This is a genomic window from Luteibacter sp. HA06 (genome assembly GCF_054061215.1).
On sequence record NZ_JBSSDZ010000001.1, the window covers coordinates 1,625,025 to 1,642,080 of the forward strand.

General features: G+C 65.1%; 17 protein-coding genes and 2 pseudogenes. 7 read left to right on the forward strand and 12 right to left on the reverse strand.

What is annotated here, in order from left to right:
* Positions 1-30: 30 nt before the first annotated feature.
* The 8 genes and pseudogenes from ACVWWJ_RS07275 to ACVWWJ_RS07310 all read right to left on the reverse strand — a co-directional run bounded on the left by ACVWWJ_RS07275 (position 31) and on the right by ACVWWJ_RS07310 (position 8,259).
* Positions 31-2,100 (reverse strand): FUSC family protein, encoded by a 2,070-nt coding sequence (locus ACVWWJ_RS07275; protein WP_456967248.1) that lies wholly within the window; start codon positions 2,098-2,100, stop codon positions 31-33.
* Between the two features lie 4 nt (positions 2,101-2,104).
* Positions 2,105-2,671: an elongation factor P-like protein EfpL gene (gene efpL / locus ACVWWJ_RS07280; protein ID WP_456967249.1), complete on the reverse strand. Its 567-nt coding sequence runs from the start codon at positions 2,669-2,671 to the stop codon at positions 2,105-2,107.
* A 30-nt stretch (positions 2,672-2,701) separates the two neighbouring features.
* Positions 2,702-3,469 carry an SDR family NAD(P)-dependent oxidoreductase gene (locus tag ACVWWJ_RS07285; RefSeq protein ID WP_456967250.1) on the reverse strand — a complete coding sequence of 256 codons (768 nt, stop codon included), beginning with the start codon at positions 3,467-3,469 and terminating at the stop codon, positions 2,702-2,704.
* Between the two features lie 224 nt (positions 3,470-3,693).
* A complete protein-coding gene (locus tag ACVWWJ_RS07290) occupies positions 3,694-4,263 on the reverse strand; it encodes a GNAT family N-acetyltransferase (RefSeq protein ID WP_159895313.1) in 570 nt (189 codons plus the stop codon).
* The gene (locus ACVWWJ_RS07295; RefSeq protein ID WP_456969676.1) at positions 4,260-4,670 is read right to left on the reverse strand and encodes a GNAT family N-acetyltransferase; all 411 of its coding nucleotides are present in this window, start codon (positions 4,668-4,670) and stop codon (positions 4,260-4,262) included. Before ACVWWJ_RS07295 ends, ACVWWJ_RS07290 begins: the two co-directional genes overlap by 4 nt.
* A gap of 75 nt (positions 4,671-4,745) precedes the next feature.
* Positions 4,746-5,231, reverse strand: a pseudogene (locus tag ACVWWJ_RS07300) (GNAT family N-acetyltransferase); the annotation flags it as partial.
* 122 nt (positions 5,232-5,353) lie between these two features.
* A complete protein-coding gene (locus ACVWWJ_RS07305; protein ID WP_456967251.1) occupies positions 5,354-6,253 on the reverse strand; it encodes a hydroxymethylglutaryl-CoA lyase in 900 nt (299 codons plus the stop codon).
* Positions 6,254-6,264: 11 nt separating this feature from the next.
* Complete coding sequence (locus ACVWWJ_RS07310) at positions 6,265-8,259, reverse strand: acetyl/propionyl/methylcrotonyl-CoA carboxylase subunit alpha (protein WP_456967253.1); 1,995 nt, start codon at positions 8,257-8,259, stop codon at positions 6,265-6,267.
* A gap of 191 nt (positions 8,260-8,450) precedes the next feature.
* Between ACVWWJ_RS07310 and ACVWWJ_RS07315 the strand changes: the two genes are divergently transcribed.
* Complete coding sequence (locus tag ACVWWJ_RS07315; protein WP_159895319.1) at positions 8,451-8,933, forward strand: FKBP-type peptidyl-prolyl cis-trans isomerase; 483 nt, start codon at positions 8,451-8,453, stop codon at positions 8,931-8,933.
* Positions 8,934-9,043: 110 nt separating this feature from the next.
* Here ACVWWJ_RS07315 and ACVWWJ_RS07320 read toward each other — a convergent pair whose 3' ends face one another.
* Both ACVWWJ_RS07320 and ACVWWJ_RS07325 read right to left on the reverse strand, forming a co-directional pair.
* A complete protein-coding gene (locus tag ACVWWJ_RS07320; RefSeq protein WP_159895321.1) occupies positions 9,044-10,111 on the reverse strand; it encodes a phospholipase A in 1,068 nt (355 codons plus the stop codon).
* 147 nt (positions 10,112-10,258) lie between these two features.
* Positions 10,259-10,762, reverse strand: coding sequence for an EF-hand domain-containing protein (locus ACVWWJ_RS07325; protein ID WP_456967254.1), 504 nt, complete (start codon positions 10,760-10,762; stop codon positions 10,259-10,261).
* Positions 10,763-10,855: 93 nt separating this feature from the next.
* On the opposite strand from ACVWWJ_RS07325, the gene ACVWWJ_RS07330 reads away from it, so the two are divergent.
* Positions 10,856-12,124 carry a winged helix-turn-helix domain-containing protein gene (locus tag ACVWWJ_RS07330; RefSeq protein WP_456967255.1) on the forward strand — a complete coding sequence of 423 codons (1,269 nt, stop codon included), beginning with the start codon at positions 10,856-10,858 and terminating at the stop codon, positions 12,122-12,124.
* On the opposite strand, the gene ACVWWJ_RS07335 is transcribed toward ACVWWJ_RS07330, so the two are convergent.
* Positions 12,125-12,619 (reverse strand): hypothetical protein, encoded by a 495-nt coding sequence (locus ACVWWJ_RS07335; protein ID WP_456967256.1) that lies wholly within the window; start codon positions 12,617-12,619, stop codon positions 12,125-12,127. It lies immediately after the preceding gene.
* Between the two features lie 337 nt (positions 12,620-12,956).
* Here ACVWWJ_RS07335 and ACVWWJ_RS07340 point away from each other — a divergent pair, with 337 nt between their 5' ends.
* From ACVWWJ_RS07340 to ACVWWJ_RS07360, 5 genes and pseudogenes are all read left to right on the forward strand, one after another.
* On the forward strand, positions 12,957-13,166 hold the full coding sequence (locus ACVWWJ_RS07340; protein ID WP_456967257.1) for a cold-shock protein: 210 nt from the start codon (positions 12,957-12,959) through the stop codon (positions 13,164-13,166).
* A 319-nt stretch (positions 13,167-13,485) separates the two neighbouring features.
* Complete coding sequence (gene cspE, locus ACVWWJ_RS07345) at positions 13,486-13,689, forward strand: transcription antiterminator/RNA stability regulator CspE (RefSeq protein ID WP_046967384.1); 204 nt, start codon at positions 13,486-13,488, stop codon at positions 13,687-13,689.
* 83 nt (positions 13,690-13,772) lie between these two features.
* Positions 13,773-14,609 carry an alpha/beta hydrolase family protein gene (locus tag ACVWWJ_RS07350; RefSeq protein ID WP_456967258.1) on the forward strand — a complete coding sequence of 279 codons (837 nt, stop codon included), beginning with the start codon at positions 13,773-13,775 and terminating at the stop codon, positions 14,607-14,609.
* A gap of 50 nt (positions 14,610-14,659) precedes the next feature.
* Positions 14,660-15,529, forward strand: coding sequence for a pirin family protein (locus ACVWWJ_RS07355; protein ID WP_456967259.1), 870 nt, complete (start codon positions 14,660-14,662; stop codon positions 15,527-15,529).
* Between the two features lie 11 nt (positions 15,530-15,540).
* Positions 15,541-15,660: pseudogene (locus tag ACVWWJ_RS07360) on the forward strand (Mpo1-like protein); the annotation flags it as partial.
* Between the two features lie 29 nt (positions 15,661-15,689).
* On the opposite strand, the gene cqsA reads toward ACVWWJ_RS07360, so the two are convergent.
* Positions 15,690-16,952 carry an alpha-hydroxyketone-type quorum-sensing autoinducer synthase gene (gene cqsA, locus ACVWWJ_RS07365; protein ID WP_456967260.1) on the reverse strand — a complete coding sequence of 421 codons (1,263 nt, stop codon included), beginning with the start codon at positions 16,950-16,952 and terminating at the stop codon, positions 15,690-15,692.
* Positions 16,953-17,056 lie beyond the last annotated feature (104 nt).

The following is a 17,056-nucleotide window of genomic DNA, read 5'->3' on the forward strand; positions in this document are numbered from 1 at the left end:
GCAAGGGCAGCGGTCCATTGGGACGCGGGATCAGGCCTGGGTCACGGACCTTCGGGTCACCACGTGCGCCACGGTGTCCACGTTATCGGTCAGTCGGTCGGACAGGCGGGCGATGGCGTCCGCCAGTTCCCGGTCCTTGGTCCGGGCCAGCGCCTCGACCAGTGCGCGCTGATGCGTCCGCAGGTCGGGCGGGACGGTCGCACCTTCGGCTACGGTGAGTGCCTCGCCCTGCGCGCGTAGCGCCGTCGAGGCCTCGCGGATGAACGGCCCGACATGCGCCCATTCCTCGGGCACCTCGTCTACATCGATGAGAGCTTCCAGTGTCATCGCCGTTCGGGCCAGGCGGTTGCCGTTGGCGTAGAGCGTCTCGGCCAGCTCCAGCAGCACCGCGGGCGTCCCGGGCTCGGCGCGCATGCGGTCGACCGACGCCTGGGCATTCGTGCGTGCCGTACGGGTGGCGTTGCGGACCTGATGACGTGTACCCCGGTCGGCGGGCCCGACGAGGGTGTCGAGGTAGTCCGCGTAGGCGCAGAGCATTTCCGACAGCGCGATGCGCGCCCGGCTCCGCTCCCACGAGGGCCAGAGTATGTAAGCCAGCAAGGCCATGGCGCTGCCCGCTGCGGTATTGATGACACGGTCGCTCATGGCATTGAAGGGATCGACGCCATCGAACGACAGCAGGACGACGACGGTGCCCGTCAGGGCTGCCACGGCGATGCCGTAGTGCGCGCCGGCGAGATAGCGGAAAGCCAGGCAAAGCACGCCCATCACCGCGATGTGAGCCCAGACGATATCCGGCGTCAGTCGCAGCACCAACGTCGTGAGGATCAGGCCGAGCACAGTGCCGACCACACGAAGCAGGCCGAAATTGAACGTCGCAGCGAAGTCAGGGCGCAGCACGATGGCGGCCGTCATGGGCAGCCAGTAGCCATGCGGCAGATGGAGATAACGCGACACCGCGAAGGCCAGCGTGAGGACGACGGCACAGCGCACGGCATGGCGGAAGGCCACGGAGTGCGGCGTGATATTCGCGCGCAACGTCGCCAGTGGCGAAGCGCTGCGCAAGGTATCCGGCAGCGAGGTCTCGGCACGCTGGGCACGCTCTTCACCGCGGCTACCGGCCCAGTTCGTATTGCGGACCACGGCGGCGAGCTGACCCGACAGGGCACGGATATGCACTCCGAGGCCGGACCCTGTCGAGCCGGCAAGCAGCGCGCGCTCGCTCGCCTGCAGCGTTGCCAGTGCGCGCTCGGCGCGCTGCGGTGGCTCGGCAGCATCGAGCGCGTCGGCGGTGGCGGTGAGGACACGGGCGGCGTCGTTGCGGAACATCTCGCCCATGGACTCGCGCTTGAGCTCGAGCTCCGCCATGGCGACGAGTTCGAGGCGAATGCGTTCGGCCAGTTCCAGCAACACGCGGAATGCCTCCATCGCACGGCCGTGCGCGTGGTGACGGCCGAGCAGGGTGAGCTGCAGTGCGTTCATCGCATCGGTGATGCCAGGCGCCTCACCATCCTTGTGCGGTTTGCGGGCGAGATCGGCGAGCCCGCGATACACGAGGGCGAGCGCAGCGCGTTCGGGCCGATAACGCTGCAGTGGCCATGCCGCGATGGAAAACGAGGCGAGCAGCATGCCGCCAGCGAAGATGAGGCCGCCGCCTGCCAGGGCACCCTCGATGCCCTTGGGGGTGGCCGCCGTGATCACGAGCAGCAGCATGCTGGTCATGCCCACGCGGGCGATGTCCGCACCGAAGACGACGAGCAGGCCGCCGGAGAAGCCGCACAGGACGCAGGCGACGCACATCGCCAGGATCTGGTCACCCAGCAGGAAACCGATCAGCGAAGCGAGGCCGGCGGCGAGCGCGGCAAGGAAGAGTCGGTTCAGCCGTTGCTGATAAGGCCCCGGCTGATCCGAAAACATGGTGTCCAGGGCGCCGGCAGCAATGCCGATACCGACTTCCGGGTGCCCGAACGCGATGCCGGCGGTAAGCGGCAGCACCACGGCCGCGGTATTGCGCAAGGCAACCCGCATGGGCACATCCGGACGTTTCGTCCGGATCAACGTATCGACGACGCTGGCGCGGAAGGAGTAGCCCTGGGTCATGTGATCACGAGGCGCGTCCCGCGAATTCGCCGGTCAGGGTGTTTACCGTGACCTTCTCACCGTTGGTGATGTATTCGGGAACCTGCACTTCGACACCGGTCTGCAGCTTGGCCGGTTTGTTGCGCTTGGTAGCGCTGGAGCCCTTCAGCTCCGGCGCGGTGTCGATCACGGTCAGCACGACCGAGGTCGGCACCTGCAGGCCGACCGGTGCGTCGTCGATCACCTGCACGTAGTAGCCCTCGAGATCCTCGACGACATAGCCGGCGTTCTCGCCGACCACGTCGGGACCGAGTGTGTACTGGGTGTAATCCTCGTCATCCATGAAGACGAAATTGTCGCCGTCCATGTACGAGAACTTCGCCTGGCGACGCTCGAGGCTGACTTCCTTCAGTTCGTCTTCGGAACGCAGGCTGAGGTCGAACTTGCGCTGGCCCGGAATCGAGTACAGCGTGAAGCGGAACGTCACGTTGCCGCCGCGCGCCGAAGGCGAGCTGCGTTCGATATCGCGGACCTGGTACACGGTGCCGTCGTGCTCGACGACGTTACCTTTTTTCACATCGGATGCTTTCATGGCGTTCGACTTTGCTGTTCTTGGGTTGGATTACTTCGGGGCGAGACGAACGGCGCCATCGAGGCGGATCGTTTCGCCGTTGAGATAACGGCTGTTGATGATGAACGCCACGGTATCGGCGAACTCTTCCGGCCGGCCGAGGCGCGAGGGGAAGGGGATCGACGCGGACAGCGATTCCTGCACGGATGGCGGCATGCCGTCGACCATCGGGGTCCAGAAGATACCCGGGGCGATCGTATTCACGCGGATGCCGAAACGGGCCAGCTCACGCGCCATCGGCAGGGTCATGCCGACCACGCCACCCTTGGACGCGGAGTAGGCAGCCTGGCCGATCTGGCCCTCATAGGCTGCGACCGAGGCCGTGTTGATGATGACGCCGCGCTCGCCGTCTTCACCGGCTTCGTTGGCCTGGATCAGCTGCGCGGCGGCTTTGGCCACGTTGAAGCTGCCAACGAGGTTGACCATGACGGTACCGGAGAACGTCGACAGCGGCATCGGGCCTTCCTTGCCCAGCACGCGACCCGCGCCAAGGATGCCGGCACAGTTGACGACCACGTTGAGGCCACCCATCGCAGCCTGCGCGGCGGCGACGTTGGCCGTCACGCCCTCTTCGGAGGTGACGTCGGTGCGCTGGAAGCTCGCGTGCTTGCCAAGGGCGGCGACAGCCGCGTGGCCCTTCTCTTCGTTCACGTCGAAGAGGGCAACCTTCGCGCCCGCGGCGACGAGGCGCTGCGCGACGGCGTGGCCGAGACCGGATGCGCCGCCGGTGATGACGGCCCTGACCTGTTCGAGCTGCATGAATACTCCGCTGGTACGACTGGCAAAGAGGCCAATCTTAGCCGAGGGGCGGGTGCGACGGCTTGCGGCGCCGCCGCAGGCAGCACAGACCGCGCAGGGAGCACAGATCTGGCAGGGAGCAGAGATAGTGTAGGAGCCGCTTCAGCGGCGATCCCGCGGCAGCGGGCAGGGTTGCGGCAAGCACCTATCGCCGCTGAAGCGGCTCCCACACAATGCACGCGGTGTCAGGCCAGCGCGAGGAGCGCGGCCAAGTCCTCTGCAGCCGCCAGCGCCGCGAACGGAATCACCGGCGTCGGCGGCGTCGCGGGCTCCGACAGAAACAGGCTCCACACCCCCACGTCCCACCACTGGCCGAGCTTGTACCCGGCTTTCGGCCAGACGCCTGCCGGCGCGAAGCCCATGGCCTCGTGCATCGCCACACTGCTGGCGCCCGGCAGGGTGATCACGCCGACCGCCTGGTTGATGCCTTGCAGGCGCATGACGTCCAGCAGAGCGCTGTAGAGGCGCCGGGCAATGCCGCGACGGCGGGCGTCCTCGTGCACGTAGATCGAGGTCTCGGCGACCCAGTCATAGGCGGCGCGCTCGCGAAAACGACCGCCGTACGCATAGGCGAGCACCTTGCCGTCGTCTTCCCAGATCAGCCAGGGATGGGTCTGCACACGCGCACGGATGCGCTCGCGCATGGCCGCCTCACCGGGCAGGTCGGTCTCGAAGGTGATCGCGCTGGATTCGACGATCGGTGCATAAATGGCGTGGCAGACGGCAGCGTCGGCCTCGGTGGCGATGCGGATCAAAGCGGTTTTTCCATGAAGATGCTGGCGGGATGGGCGTGATGATCGCCGAACGGCGGGCAGCGCCGATAGCCTGAGCGCTCGTACAGTTCGATCGATTCGGTCTGCGCCGTACCGGTCTCCAGCTTTACCCGGGTGCCACCGGCCGCGCGGACCTGGGTCTCGAGCGCTTCGAGCATCTCCTTGCCCAGCCCCATGCCGCGGCAGGCGGGCACGACATACATGTACTTGAGCTCCACGTAGTCGCCCTGATCGATGCCGGCGCCGCACGCCAGCGGCAGGCCGTCCACACGAGCCGTCATGAAGGTCACGTGGGGCTGGCGCAGGCTTTCCACGCCCACATGCGGGGGCAGGGGCTGGTGGTACAGGTCGGAGAGGTAGCCGTGCAACTGCTCGATCAATGGCAGCACATCCTCGCGGCCCGGGTCATCGATCGCGAAGAGCAGGGTGGGCGGCTCCGGCGCAACGATCAGGTCGCCGTCGTTGAGGTGACGCAGGAAAAAGCGGTCGCAGCTGAAGTGGCCGGTCCCACCCATCGGAGCGTCGATGCGCGCGAAGCCGTGCCGCAGGTAGAGCACCTGGGCCGCGTCCATACCTGTCAACGTTTCCAGGTAAATGCGCTGGAAGCCAGCGCGGCGTGCCGCATCCAGGCAGCGGCGCATCAGTCGCGAGGCCGCACCGATGCCACGCGCCTTGGGCAGGAAATACATCTTGCGAAGTTCGCAGGTGTCTTCGTCGCCGCCTTCCAGTGGCGCGATACCCGCGCCGCCGATGGCGTGGCCGTCCTTCTCGACGACGAAGTAGGCGTGGCGCGGTCGCGCGTACGCCGTGGATAGGCCGTCCACTTCGGGATCGTGAATGGCAAAGCCCGGACCGTCGGCCCCGAATTCCGGCATGACGTGACGGATCACGGCGGCCATGTCGGCGTCGTCGCGCGGCTCAATGGGGCGGATCATGTAATCGGTGCGCATGGGTCTTCCGATGAAAAACTGAGGCCAGGATTCGCGATCGACTCAAGCGTGCCGATTTTAGCCAGTTTGCGCCTACAACGTATGGCGGCTGCCGTCAGTACGGAGAAACATGGAAGGTGAGATTATGCGGCGGTGCGTGCTCTCGTAACGCGGCTCGCGGTCTCCTTGTTCAGTTGCCTTGCCAACCAAGCCCCTGTCTCGATCAACGTGTCCAGGTTCACACCTGTACTCATTCCCATGCCATGAAGCATGTACACCACGTCCTCACTGGCGACGTTACCCGTCGCGCCCTTTGCATAAGGACAGCCGCCAGTGCCCGATACAGCGCTATCCACCACACGCACGCCTTCTTCCAGGCAGGACAGAATGTTCGCCAGCGCCTGCCCATAGGTATCGTGGAAGTGGACGGCCAGCGCACTCATCGGCACCTCGCCGGCAACAGCGCGCAGCATCTCGCGTGCCTTCGACGCTGTGCCGACGCCGATCGTGTCGCCTAGTGATATCTCGTGACACCCCAGTTCGTGTAGCTTGCGCGCCACGCGTACGACATCGGCGATGGGCACCTCGCCCTGGTAGGGACACCCCAGCACGGTGGAGACGTAACCACGCACAGCCACGCCATCGGCACGCGCTCGCTCCAACACAGGAACGAAGCGCTCGATGGATTCGTCGATCGATGCGTTGATGTTCTTCTGATTGAATGCTTCGGACGCCGCAGTAAACACAGCCACTTCCGTCGCCCCCACGTCGCGTGCCCGCTCATAGCCCTGCAGGTTAGGCACGAGCACTGGATAGACCACCCCAGGCGCCTTGCGAATGGCACGGAACACCTCGGCGGCGTCGGCCAGCTGCGGCACCCACTTCGGGCTGACGAAGCTGGTCGCCTCGATCGTCGCCAGGCCGGTCGCGGAAAGCCGGTCGATCAACTCGATTTTCACCGCGGCGGCAAGCATCGCTTTTTCGTTCTGCAGGCCGTCGCGCGGACCGACTTCGACAATGCGTACGTGGTTGGACGTGTTCATGGCTATTCCGGTCAGGCGGGTTCGGCGAAGCGGACGAGGATCGCGTCGGCGTCCACGAAGTCACCTTGTGCCGCGGATATCGATTCGATGGTGCCGGCGCGCGGCGCCTTCAAGGCGAGTTCCATCTTCATGGCCTCCATCACCAGCAGTTCCTGGCCTTCCTCGACCACGTCGCCCACGGCGGCGCGGACCAGCACGATGCGACCCGGCATCGGCGCGGCGAGATGGCGTGCGGCCGTGCCCTGCGCTCCGGCCCAGGCGTAGGCCGGTGCGCGGTCGAAGTTCCACCGGCGGCCCGCCTCGTCGTGCACGCGGATACGCGTACCCAACGTACCGAGGGGCAGCCGGCGTGACTGGCCGTCGAAGCGCGCCGACAGCACATCGTTGCCCAGGCGCGCGCCAGCGACGGTACAAGTGACATCGCCGCTGCGGAGCACGTAGGCGCCGCCATGGCCGTGTGCATCGATTTCGTGGCGGACATCGCCTTCCATCAGCGCGACGACGCGCTTGCCCGAGTGGCCGATGCGCCAGGCATCCGCGCTGGCCCAGGGTGAGTGGGGATCGGCCGCAACGCCACGCTGCGCGAGCTCGTCGGCAAGCAGCACGGCGGTCGCCGCAGCGAACAGCTCGGTGTTACCCGCGACGCTGTCACCAGTGAGGAATTCTTCAAGATGTCGGTCGAGATAGCCCGTGTCGATGCGTCCTTCGACGACCGCCGGATGACGCGCCAGGCGCTCCAGGAAACCGACGTTGGACTTGGTGCCGACGATATCGGTGACTGCCAGTGCTTCGCGCAGCCGCTCGAGCGCCTGCTCACGATTGCGGTCGTGGACGATCAGCTTGGCGATCATCGGGTCGTAGAAGATCGTCACCGTGTCGCCGGCAATCACGCCGCCGTCGAGGCGGACGTGGCGCGAGGGCGAGGGAAGGTTCAGCGCCAGCAGTCGGCCGGAGCCCGGAAGGAAGCCCGCCTCCGGATCTTCGGCGTAGAGGCGCACCTCGATGGCGTGTCCCTGGGCGTGGATATCCTGCTGGGCGAGCGGCAGGGGTTCGCCGGCCGCCACGCGCAGCTGCCACTCGACAAGGTCAAGGCCAAGGGTCTCTTCGGTGACCGGATGCTCGACCTGCAGGCGGGTGTTCATCTCCATGAAGAAGAATTCGCCATCCTGCGCGACGATGAACTCGACCGTGCCGGCGCCCACGTAATCGACGGCGCGTGCGGCGGCCACGGCGGCCTCACCCATGCGCTGGCGACGGGCTTCGTCGAGGAAGGGCGAGGGCGTCTCTTCCAGCACCTTCTGGTAGCGACGCTGTGCGGAACACTCGCGCTCGTTGAGGTGGATGATGTTGCCGTGGGTGTCGCCGAACACCTGGAACTCGATGTGGCGTGGATGATCCACGTAGCGTTCCAGGATGACGCGGGTGTCACCGAAGGCATTCGCCGCCTCGCGCTGGGCTGAGGCCAGCGCCTCGGCGAAGCTTGCGGCATCCCGGCAGATGCGCATGCCCTTGCCGCCGCCGCCCGAGGCGGCCTTGATCATCAGCGGGAAACCGGTGTTCGCGGCCTCCTTCGCCAGGCGTGCCGGATCCTGGTCGGCACCGTGGTAGCCGGGAACGAGGGGCACCGCGTGGGTTTCCATCAGTGCCTTGGCCGCCGCTTTCGAGCCCATGGCGTCGATGCTCTCCGGACGCGGACCGATGAAGGCGATTCCCGCCGACGCGCAGGCGCGGGCGAAGTCGGTGTTCTCCGAAAGGAAGCCGTAGCCCGGATGAATCGCCTGGGCCCCGGTTTTCAGGGCGACCTCGATGATGGCATCGCCGCGCAGGTAGGACTCGGCAGGACGTGGGCCGCCGATGGGCCAGGCCTCGTCGGCGAGGCGAACGTGCTGGGCGTCTGCGTCGGCCGTGGAGTACACGGCCACGGTGCGGATGCCCAGGCGGCGGCAGGTCCGGATCACGCGGCAGGCGATCTCGCCACGGTTGGCGATCAGAATGCAGTCGAACATGCGGCTCCCGGTGGGGCGTCGAAAGGGGAAGGGGAAAGGCGGGAAAACTAGCAGATTACGCGCCGTCGGCGGGTTGCGCCGCAGCATCGCGAAGGGTCTGTGATTTGCAGTCAGGCGGCCGGTCGCCTAGCCTTGAGGGCCCCCAAGGTCGCCCACACGTCCTTTCTTTACTCTTCATAGCGAGAATTTTCATGCAGATTGCCAACCGCCATGCCGTTTCCTTCCACTACACGCTGACCGACGACCAGGGCAATGTCATCGACAGCTCGGATGGCCGCGAGCCGCTGGCATACATCCATGGCGAAGGTCATATCGTGCCGGGTCTGGAAAAGGCACTGGAAGGTCGGTCGGTCGGCGATCAGTTCAAGGTGGACGTGAGCCCCGAGGAAGGCTACGGCGTGCGCCACGACGAGCTGGTGCAGGTAGTTCCGAAGGCCGCGTTCCAGGGCGTGGAAGACCTGCAGCCGGGCATGCAGTTCCAGGGTCGTAACGACCAGGGCAGCATCAACGTGACCGTCTCCAAGATCGAAGGCGACAACGTCACCGTTGACGGCAACCACCCGCTGGCCGGCCAGACCCTGCATTTCGCCGTCGAGATCACCGGCGTGCGCGATGCCAGCGAGGAAGAGCTCGCCCACGGCCACATCCACGGCGAGGGTGGTCACCACCACTAAGGCGACTCTGGCCTTGTGCCCTTGTGGGAGCCGATTCATCGGCGATCAGCCTCGCAGCTACACCGCTCCGTTGGATTTTCGCCGCTGAAGCGGCTCCCACATGGTCTTAATCAGTACCAGTCGAGCAACGACACGCCGACGCCGAGATACGTCGCCTTGTGGTTGTAGTCGATCAGGCTTTCGCCATAGCCATGGAACACCTCGAGATAGCCGCGCAGGTTGTGCACTACCGGGAAGCTCCAGGTGCCTCGTAGCGAACCGTGTGACTCATCGCCGGTACGGAACGAGTGTCGGGCGGTCAGCGCGAACTCGTTGGCGCCCATTTCCTTCACGACCTGCACTTCGCCGCGGCCCATGTAGTTCTGAATGTCCGGGTTGTCGTCTTCCTTGCCGCCCTCGGGAATGCGCCACCACGGTCGGAAGTTCACGACCCAGGTTTCCCTTTCGAAGCCGAAATCGGCAACCACGCGGTTCCAGCTGCGTGAGAGGGGATCGGCGCGTCCGTTGGACTGATGGTTCACGCCGATGTCGGCGAGGCGGCCGTTCCAGCCGAAGATGCTGTAGTTGGTGTTGAACACCAGCAGGGCTTCGGGCTCGTAGTTGGTCTCGCGGAAGGGACGCGAGTTTTCCTTGTTGTAGACCTGCCAGCGGGACGACTGCGTATACCCGACCCAGAGATCGCCGTTGTTGCCGAAGATGTTTTCCCAGACCTTGGTCTTCAGGCTGATCTGGAACTTCGCCTCGACATTCTGCAGCTCCTGCGCCTGCGTCACCGTATGGTCGGGTGCCGGGCTGGACGGGGTCTTGTTCTGCTTCGTCGTACCGAAGAACGGCATGGCGTAGGTCGGCTTGTAGCCCCGCAGGTTGAACGTACCGAGCTTGCTTTCGGGCGAGAGCTCCCAGCGGCTGTCGAGCAGGGAGACCGGACGGGCCACGTCGTTCGAATTGCGCGTGGCGAGGTCGACGCTCACCGATTCGCCCTTCTCGTCCTTTCGCTTGGCGGCCTGAGGGAGTTGGTCGCGCCCTGTCGCCTTGTCGTAGCAGAGCAGGCGCTGGGCGTCGGTTTCGATCGCCGAGCAGGCGCGAATGTCGATGGGGCTCGGATTTTGCGCAAGGGCGAGCCCCGCATGGAGGCACGCATAGGCGCCAAGGGCGCCTGCGGCATGGAAACGCTTCATGTGGTGTTACTCCCTGGATGCCGGAGGGGCACGGCGAGCAGGGAGTTTAGCTGCCACGAATGTGTGAAAAACGTGCATTGGGTTCGTTAGCTGCACGGAAAGACACAGGAGCGCATCGCGCCCCTGTGTCGAAGCTACGCTAAGCGATCATTGACCGCTGGCTCCCGAGTGCTGCACCCAGCGCTGGTATTCAGCCTTGCTGATCTTTCCGTCGCGGTTTGCATCCGCGTACTGGAAGTCGTTGGCCAGCAGCGGGAAGGCAGAGGCCTGCGTGGCGGTGATCGAGCCCTTGCCGCCCGAAAGGGTCGCGAAGTCCGGCGCCGGGCCGGACGGCTTGGCGGGAGCAGGGCCACTGTTGACGCTGACCTGACCCTGCGCCGTTGGCATGGTTGTCCCTGTCGAGCCGGCTTCAGCCGTTGGGGCAGGCGGCGGGGGAGGCGGCGCATCCGCCACCGGCGGAGGCATACCCGCCGCACCGGCCGCCGGAGGTGGTGGGACGTTGCCCGGCGGCATGTCCGCTGGCGGCGGCGGGGTGGCTTCACCCGGTGGCGTAGGCGGAACCCTCGGTGGCGGCGGAACGTCCTGGGCGAACGCCGCGCCTGCCAGCAGCAGCGATGCGCCTAATGCAAAGGCGCGAACTTGCTTCTTCATCGAAAGCCTCCTTTTTGTCAGCGGGTGGGGAATCATTGCCGACGCTAGCAAGGAGCGATTTAATGGCGGCCCAACTGCGAACAGGCCTATACCGTGCCATCACGCGTATCCGACGGCTCCTCCACGGACAACGTGGTTCGCCTCTCGCACCGATCCGCCCAGTTGCTTCATCTGGCCGCGCAGGGGCTGCTCCGACGACGCACCAGGAGGGCGAAAAAAACCGACGTCGTTGCGGCCATCGCTGGCATGGGCATCCTGCAGATCGACACCATCAACGTCGTTGCGCGCAGCCCGTACATGGTCCTGTTTTCGCGACTGGGCACGTATCGGAACGACTGGCTGGAAGAAGCGCTGGCCGAGGGCGAGATTGCCGAATGCTGGGCGCACGAAGCGTCGTTCATTCCCTCGTCCGAATACCGGTATCACCGCGACTACCGCTCCGGGCGGGGCGGTCATTGGGCGCAGAAGAGTGCGGAGCGCACGCGCGCCGAGGCGGGTGCCGACATGGATCTCCTGCTCGAACGCATCCGTACCGAAGGGCCGCTCCGCGCCGCCGACTTCGAGCGCGATACGCCTTCCACCAAGGGTTGGTGGGGCTGGAAGCCCGAAAAACGATGGCTGGAGGCGTGGTTCGCGCTCGGCAACCTGATGGTCAGCCGGCGCGAGCGTTTCCAGCGTGTCTATGACCTCGCCGAGCGGGTGACCTCCCGCTGGGCCGTTCCACCTGCGGTGGGCACCCTGGAGGAGGCGCAGGTTCGCCGTCATTTCGTCCTGGAGAGTGTCCGCGCCCTCGGCATCGCGAAAGCCCGTTGGGTTGCCGATTACTTCCGTTTGCGACCACGGGTGACCGACGACGAGCTGGCACCGCTGGTGGCCGAAGGCTTGCTCATCGAAGTGGTCGTGGAGGGTTGGAGCGATCGGGCCTACGTGCATCGTGAGCACGCAGCCTTCCTGGGCGACGCTGCTGCCAATTCACTGCGCGCGACACGCACCACGCTGCTGTCGCCGTTCGATCCGGTGGTCTGGGATCGCGCCCGGGCACTGGACCTCTTCGGTTTCGAATACACGCTCGAGTGCTACACGCCGGCGGCGAAGCGGACCTACGGCTACTACGTGCTGCCCATCCTGCATCGAGGACGCCTGGTCGGGCGGCTCGATGCCAAGGCACACCGCCAGGAGGGCCTGTTCGAAGTGATCGGGATCTGGCTGGAAGCCGATGTCACGGCCTCATCCGCGCTTGTCGCGGGGATTGCGTCGGCGATCACGGAGTGCGCAGGCTGGCATGGCACCCCGCGTATTGCGATTCAGCGTAGCCAGCCGCGGGGGCTGGCTACGCTGATCCGGGCCGAGCTGAAGGACTGATCAGCGGGTCGAGGCGGGGGCCGGTGTATCCGCGCAGGACTTGCCGTGCAGGGCATCCTTCAGCTGGGAAGCCAGCGACACGCAGCGGTTCTGCAGCTGGTCGCGCATGTCCGGGTCCTGGGACTGGCGAAGCAGGCTGGTGCGCATCATTTCGTAGCGGGGTTCGATCTGGTCGCGCGCAAACACGCCGGCGGCCATGTGGCAGCTCTTGTAGCTGGCCAGGTATTCGTCACAGGCAGCAATGCCCGTGCTGTTCGGAAGCGGGCCAGCGGCAGCGGCAGCGGTCGCGCCGGACTGGGTTTTGGATCCCGGCACGCTTGTGACGCTGGTCGTTGCAGAGCGCGACTTCGTCGTGCCGCCGGTCGCGCCGCGGGTCGTGGTCGACGTGGCCGTTACGGTCTGCGTGGTCGTTGGCTTGGGCTTGTGGTCCGCGCAGGCGGCGAGGGCCAGGGCGCAGACAGCCAACGGCAGGAGGCGGGTGAGGTGTCGGGTCATGGTCGTTAGTCCCCCTTGGGCTTGGCTTGGACGGATGGTAGGCGAAAAGTCGCAATAGCGGGTGCGACGGGGCGCAAGCATGTGCCGCGAGGGGGTGAACGTAGCGTCAGGGCGGCGGCCAGCGGGCTCGCCCAAGGGGTGCCATCGCTATTTCCGGAAGGGGCGAGTATAGTTCGCCGACTGTGTTTGCCGGGGTCATAGAGTTACGTTGACCCGATGCAGCTGATCACGGATCCGCAACATCGCTTCGCTCCTCGCGTTTCCTTGCACACCAGTTCCAGCGACGATCAACCGATCGTCGGTTTTATTCGCTACACAATAGTATTGGAGTGTTTCTATGTCGGATCGTGAAATCGGCACCGTCAAGTGGTTCAACGACGCCAAGGGCTTCGGCTTTATCTCCCGTGAGAACGGCCCGGACGTGTTTGTTCACTTCCGCGCCATCCAGGGCAACGGCTTCAAGTCCCTCACCGAAGGCGAGAAGGTCTCCTTCAAGGTCGTGAACGGCCAGAAGGGTCTGCAGGCTGAGGAAGTCAACAAGGCGTAAGCCTTTCGACATCTCGCTGCACAAAAAAGCCGGGCGGCAACGCCCGGCTTTTTTCATGCGCGCCCGATTTAATTCCTAAGAAAATCGACTTTTCACAAAAAAAGTCGTGATTCACGTCAAAAATTCGTCCCATGTAGGCATTCCCCTACATAACTCGCGCCAAATATGGTTATTATCCACCTTACTGTGTCTGCGCGGTCACGCGAGTGGCCCGATGTAAGCGCGAAGTTTACGCTCCATCGCCTCACCCGGTCCTGCATTCCCAGTAAGTCGCCGGCTCGCGAGCCGGGTTTTCGAGTGTTGGATAGAGGTGTGTGTGATGGCAACTGGTACTGTTAAGTGGTTCAACGATGCAAAGGGCTTTGGCTTCATCACTCAGGATGAGGGCGGCCCGGACGTGTTCGTCCATTTCCGTTCGATCCAGGGCAACGGCTTCAAGTCGCTGCAGGAAGGTCAGAAGGTTGAGTACACCGTGACCCAGGGCCAGAAGGGCCCGCAGGCGGACAACGTCAATCCGAAGTAACTCTGTTCGGGCTGGCTAACGCCGCTCGTTCTTGCAAGACTTCTGCTCCCTCGGCACCCTGTGCCGAGGGAGCTTTTGGCTGCATGACTGATCGTTTAACCTTGCACATGACCGACGGCGCATCTGCCGATCTGGTCCTCTACCGCCCCATCGCGGACGAACGCGCTGTCTTGCTCTGGGTGCCGGCACTCGGTGTGGCCGCGCGTCACTATGAACCCCTCGCTCTGGCGCTGGCCGCACACGGTGTCGCCGTGGCCGTGCATGAGTGGCGCGGCATCGGCTCGAGCAATCGCCGGGCCAGCCGAAGCTCGGACTGGGGTTATCGCGAACTTATTACCGACGATCTCCCCACCAGTCTTCGCGCCCTGCGCGAGGCCGTGCCGTCGGTGCCCCTCTACGTCGGCGGTCACAGCCTGGGTGGGCAACTGGCCACCGTGCTCGCATCGACCACGTCCTTGCCCCTCGCCGGTCTCGCCCTCGTCGGCAGCGGTTCCCCATACTGGCGCAACTTCAAGCCATGGGTCGGCCTGGCGTTGATCGCGGCGCCCCTTCTCGCCAATCTGCTTGGGTGGCTGCCCGGACGTCGGATCGGCTTCGGTGGAAACGAAGCTCGCGGCGTCATAGGCGACTGGTCGCGTAGCGGTCGGACCGGGCGCTACGCAGGTCGCGGTATCGACGTGGATCTGGAAGCAGCGCTTCGTGCGCAACGGGCACCGGTGCTCGCACTGCGCCTTCGCGACGACTGGTTCGGTCCGGAGGCGTCGCTGGCGTTCCTGCTCGGCAAGATGCCGGAAGCAACGCGACGGAGTGAGGTCCTTGGTCCCGGTGACCTGGCTGGCGCGCCCGCCGACCACTTTGCCTGGATGAAGGTGCCCGCCGAGGTTGCACGACGCCTTGCCCAATGGATGCATCAGCGCTGAAGCCTTCGCGCATCGGCTACGCTTGACGCCTACGACACACGGAGAATCCCATGACGACGGTCCCTATCGACGGCAAGCAGCGCGACCTCGGCGGCGGTTTCGTCGTACGTCGCATGTTGCCGCATCTCAAGGCCCGGCACGTCGGTCCGTTTGTGTTCTTCGACCAGATGGGGCCGGCTGCCTTTGGCGAGGACACCGGCATGGATGTGCGGCCGCATCCGCACATCGGCCTGGCCACGGTGACCTGGTTGTTCGCCGGGGCGATACGTCACCGCGACAGCCTCGGCAGCGCCGTCGACATTCATCCGGGTGATGTGAACTGGATGACGGCCGGAAAAGGCATCGTGCATTCCGAGCGCACGCCGCCGGATGAGCGTCATCACGGTCAGAACCTGCACGGAATCCAGGTATGGGTGGCCTTGCCGAAGACGCACGAACATATCGACCCCGAATTCCACCACCACGCCGCCGACACGCTGCCGAAAGTGAGGCGCGACAAAGCTGATCTCGTGGTGATCGCCGGCGATGCCTTCGGCGTGACCTCGCCCGTGCGTGTTTATGCGCCGATGTTTTTCGTCGAAGCGCGCCTCGAGGCTGGCGCGACGCTGACCCTGCCGGAGCAGCACGCGGAGTGGGGCGCTTACGTGGTCGAGGGAGCGGTCCGTTTCGGTGACATCGAACTGGGCGCCCTCGACATGGGTGTGGCTTTCGAAGGCGAGCCGCCGGTGCTGACGGCGCGCGAGTCGTCGCTGGTGATGCTCTTCGGTGGCGCGGCACTCGATGGCGAGCGTCACCTGTGGTGGAATTTCGTGGCCAGTTCGCAGGAGCTCATCGACGCGGCGAAGGTCGACTGGTCGGAAGGGCGCTTCCCGGTCGTTCCTGGCGACGAATACGAACGGATTCCCTTGCCTACGTATTGAACGGAGGTCGGGTGGGACACTTCGTGTTGGAGAAAAATCGCCCGGCCACCTTCTGCCATCCGATTTACAGCCTGATCGGCGACTGGGCGATGTTCTGGGACATCCTGCGCGGGCGCGTTTCGCTGCACTGATGTGCAGGGAGGAGGCGCCCGCGCAACCGTCAGGCTACTTCCGCCGATGGTGACCTTGCGCTGTCGCGTGTCGACCGCCGGGTCGCACTCCATGCGGGAAGATCCATGGCATCGCGAGCTACGCGGCAGACCTCGATCAGCCGATCCACGTCGGTGTCGCTCATCCCGGCATTGAGGGTCAGGCGCAGCAGGGAGCGGTTGACTGTCGTCGCGGGTGCACTGAATACCGAGCCGAAGACACCGTGACGTTCCATCACGTCGCGAACGTGCCCGGTGAGAATCTCGATCCCGGCCTCGAAGGCGACGATCTGCTCGGTGCCGTCCGCAATGGGATAACCCAGCTCGGTAAGCTCGCTGCGTACGCGACGCGTCACCTGCCGGAGCCGCTGGCGTCGCCAACCTTCGGACTGAATGACCCGGTGCGAAGCCGATAGCCCGGCCAGTTCGTGCGGCAGCAGCGAGGAGCTGAAAATCGCCGGCAATGCCTCACAGCCGAAGTAGTCCTTGAACGCCGTGGTGCAGGCGATGAAACCCGCGCGCGAGCAATACGCCTTGGCCAGGCTGGCGGTGATGAAATGGACGCGGTGATTGAGCCCCAGGCTGGCCACCAGCCCTTCGCCGCGCGCGCCGTGCGTCCCGAGCGAATGCGATTCGTCGACCACCAGCACGCAGCCGTGGTCGTGCGCGAGCTGCGCGATCTCGACCAGGGGCGCGACGCTGCCGTTGGTGCTGTAGACCGCATCGACCACGATCACGCCCGGGCCATTGCGCATCACCTGGCGTTCGAGATGGGTCATGTCGTTGTGCAGGACGGAGACCGCTTTGGCACCTGCGCTGCGGACACCTTCCCACAGTGACGCGTGGGCCAACATGTCGACGTAGACAGGTACGCGTTCGCCCGCGATCGACTGGATGAGCCCCACGTTGGCGGCGAAACCGGATTGCGCGAGGATGCCGTCCTCGCTGCCCACAGCGCGTGCGAGTTCGCCCTCCACACGATGCAGTGGATCGTCGGCATGCTGCTGGAACAGTGCCGACATCATCATGCCAAGCCCGCCATTGGCGAGCGCCTCACGCTGGGCCTCCACGATGGCCGGGTGGCCGGCGATGGCCAGGTAATCATTGCTCTGCAGCATCAGATCGGAATCCGTCGGACGCCGGCCCCGCAAAATGTGACGGCCACCCCAGTCGATGGCAACCCGTTCGTTGTGAAATTTGTCGACCCTGCGTTGAACGAAGTCGGGAAGCATCGGTGCCTTGGCAATGCGATGCAGGACGGAAACGTTTTCCATGATGGTCTCTCTCTCTGGCAAGGGGGACGGGCGATATCCACGACGCCGCCCTTGCGGACGGCGCACGCACGTCTGCCTCGCCCAGGCAGACGCATGAAGATTGA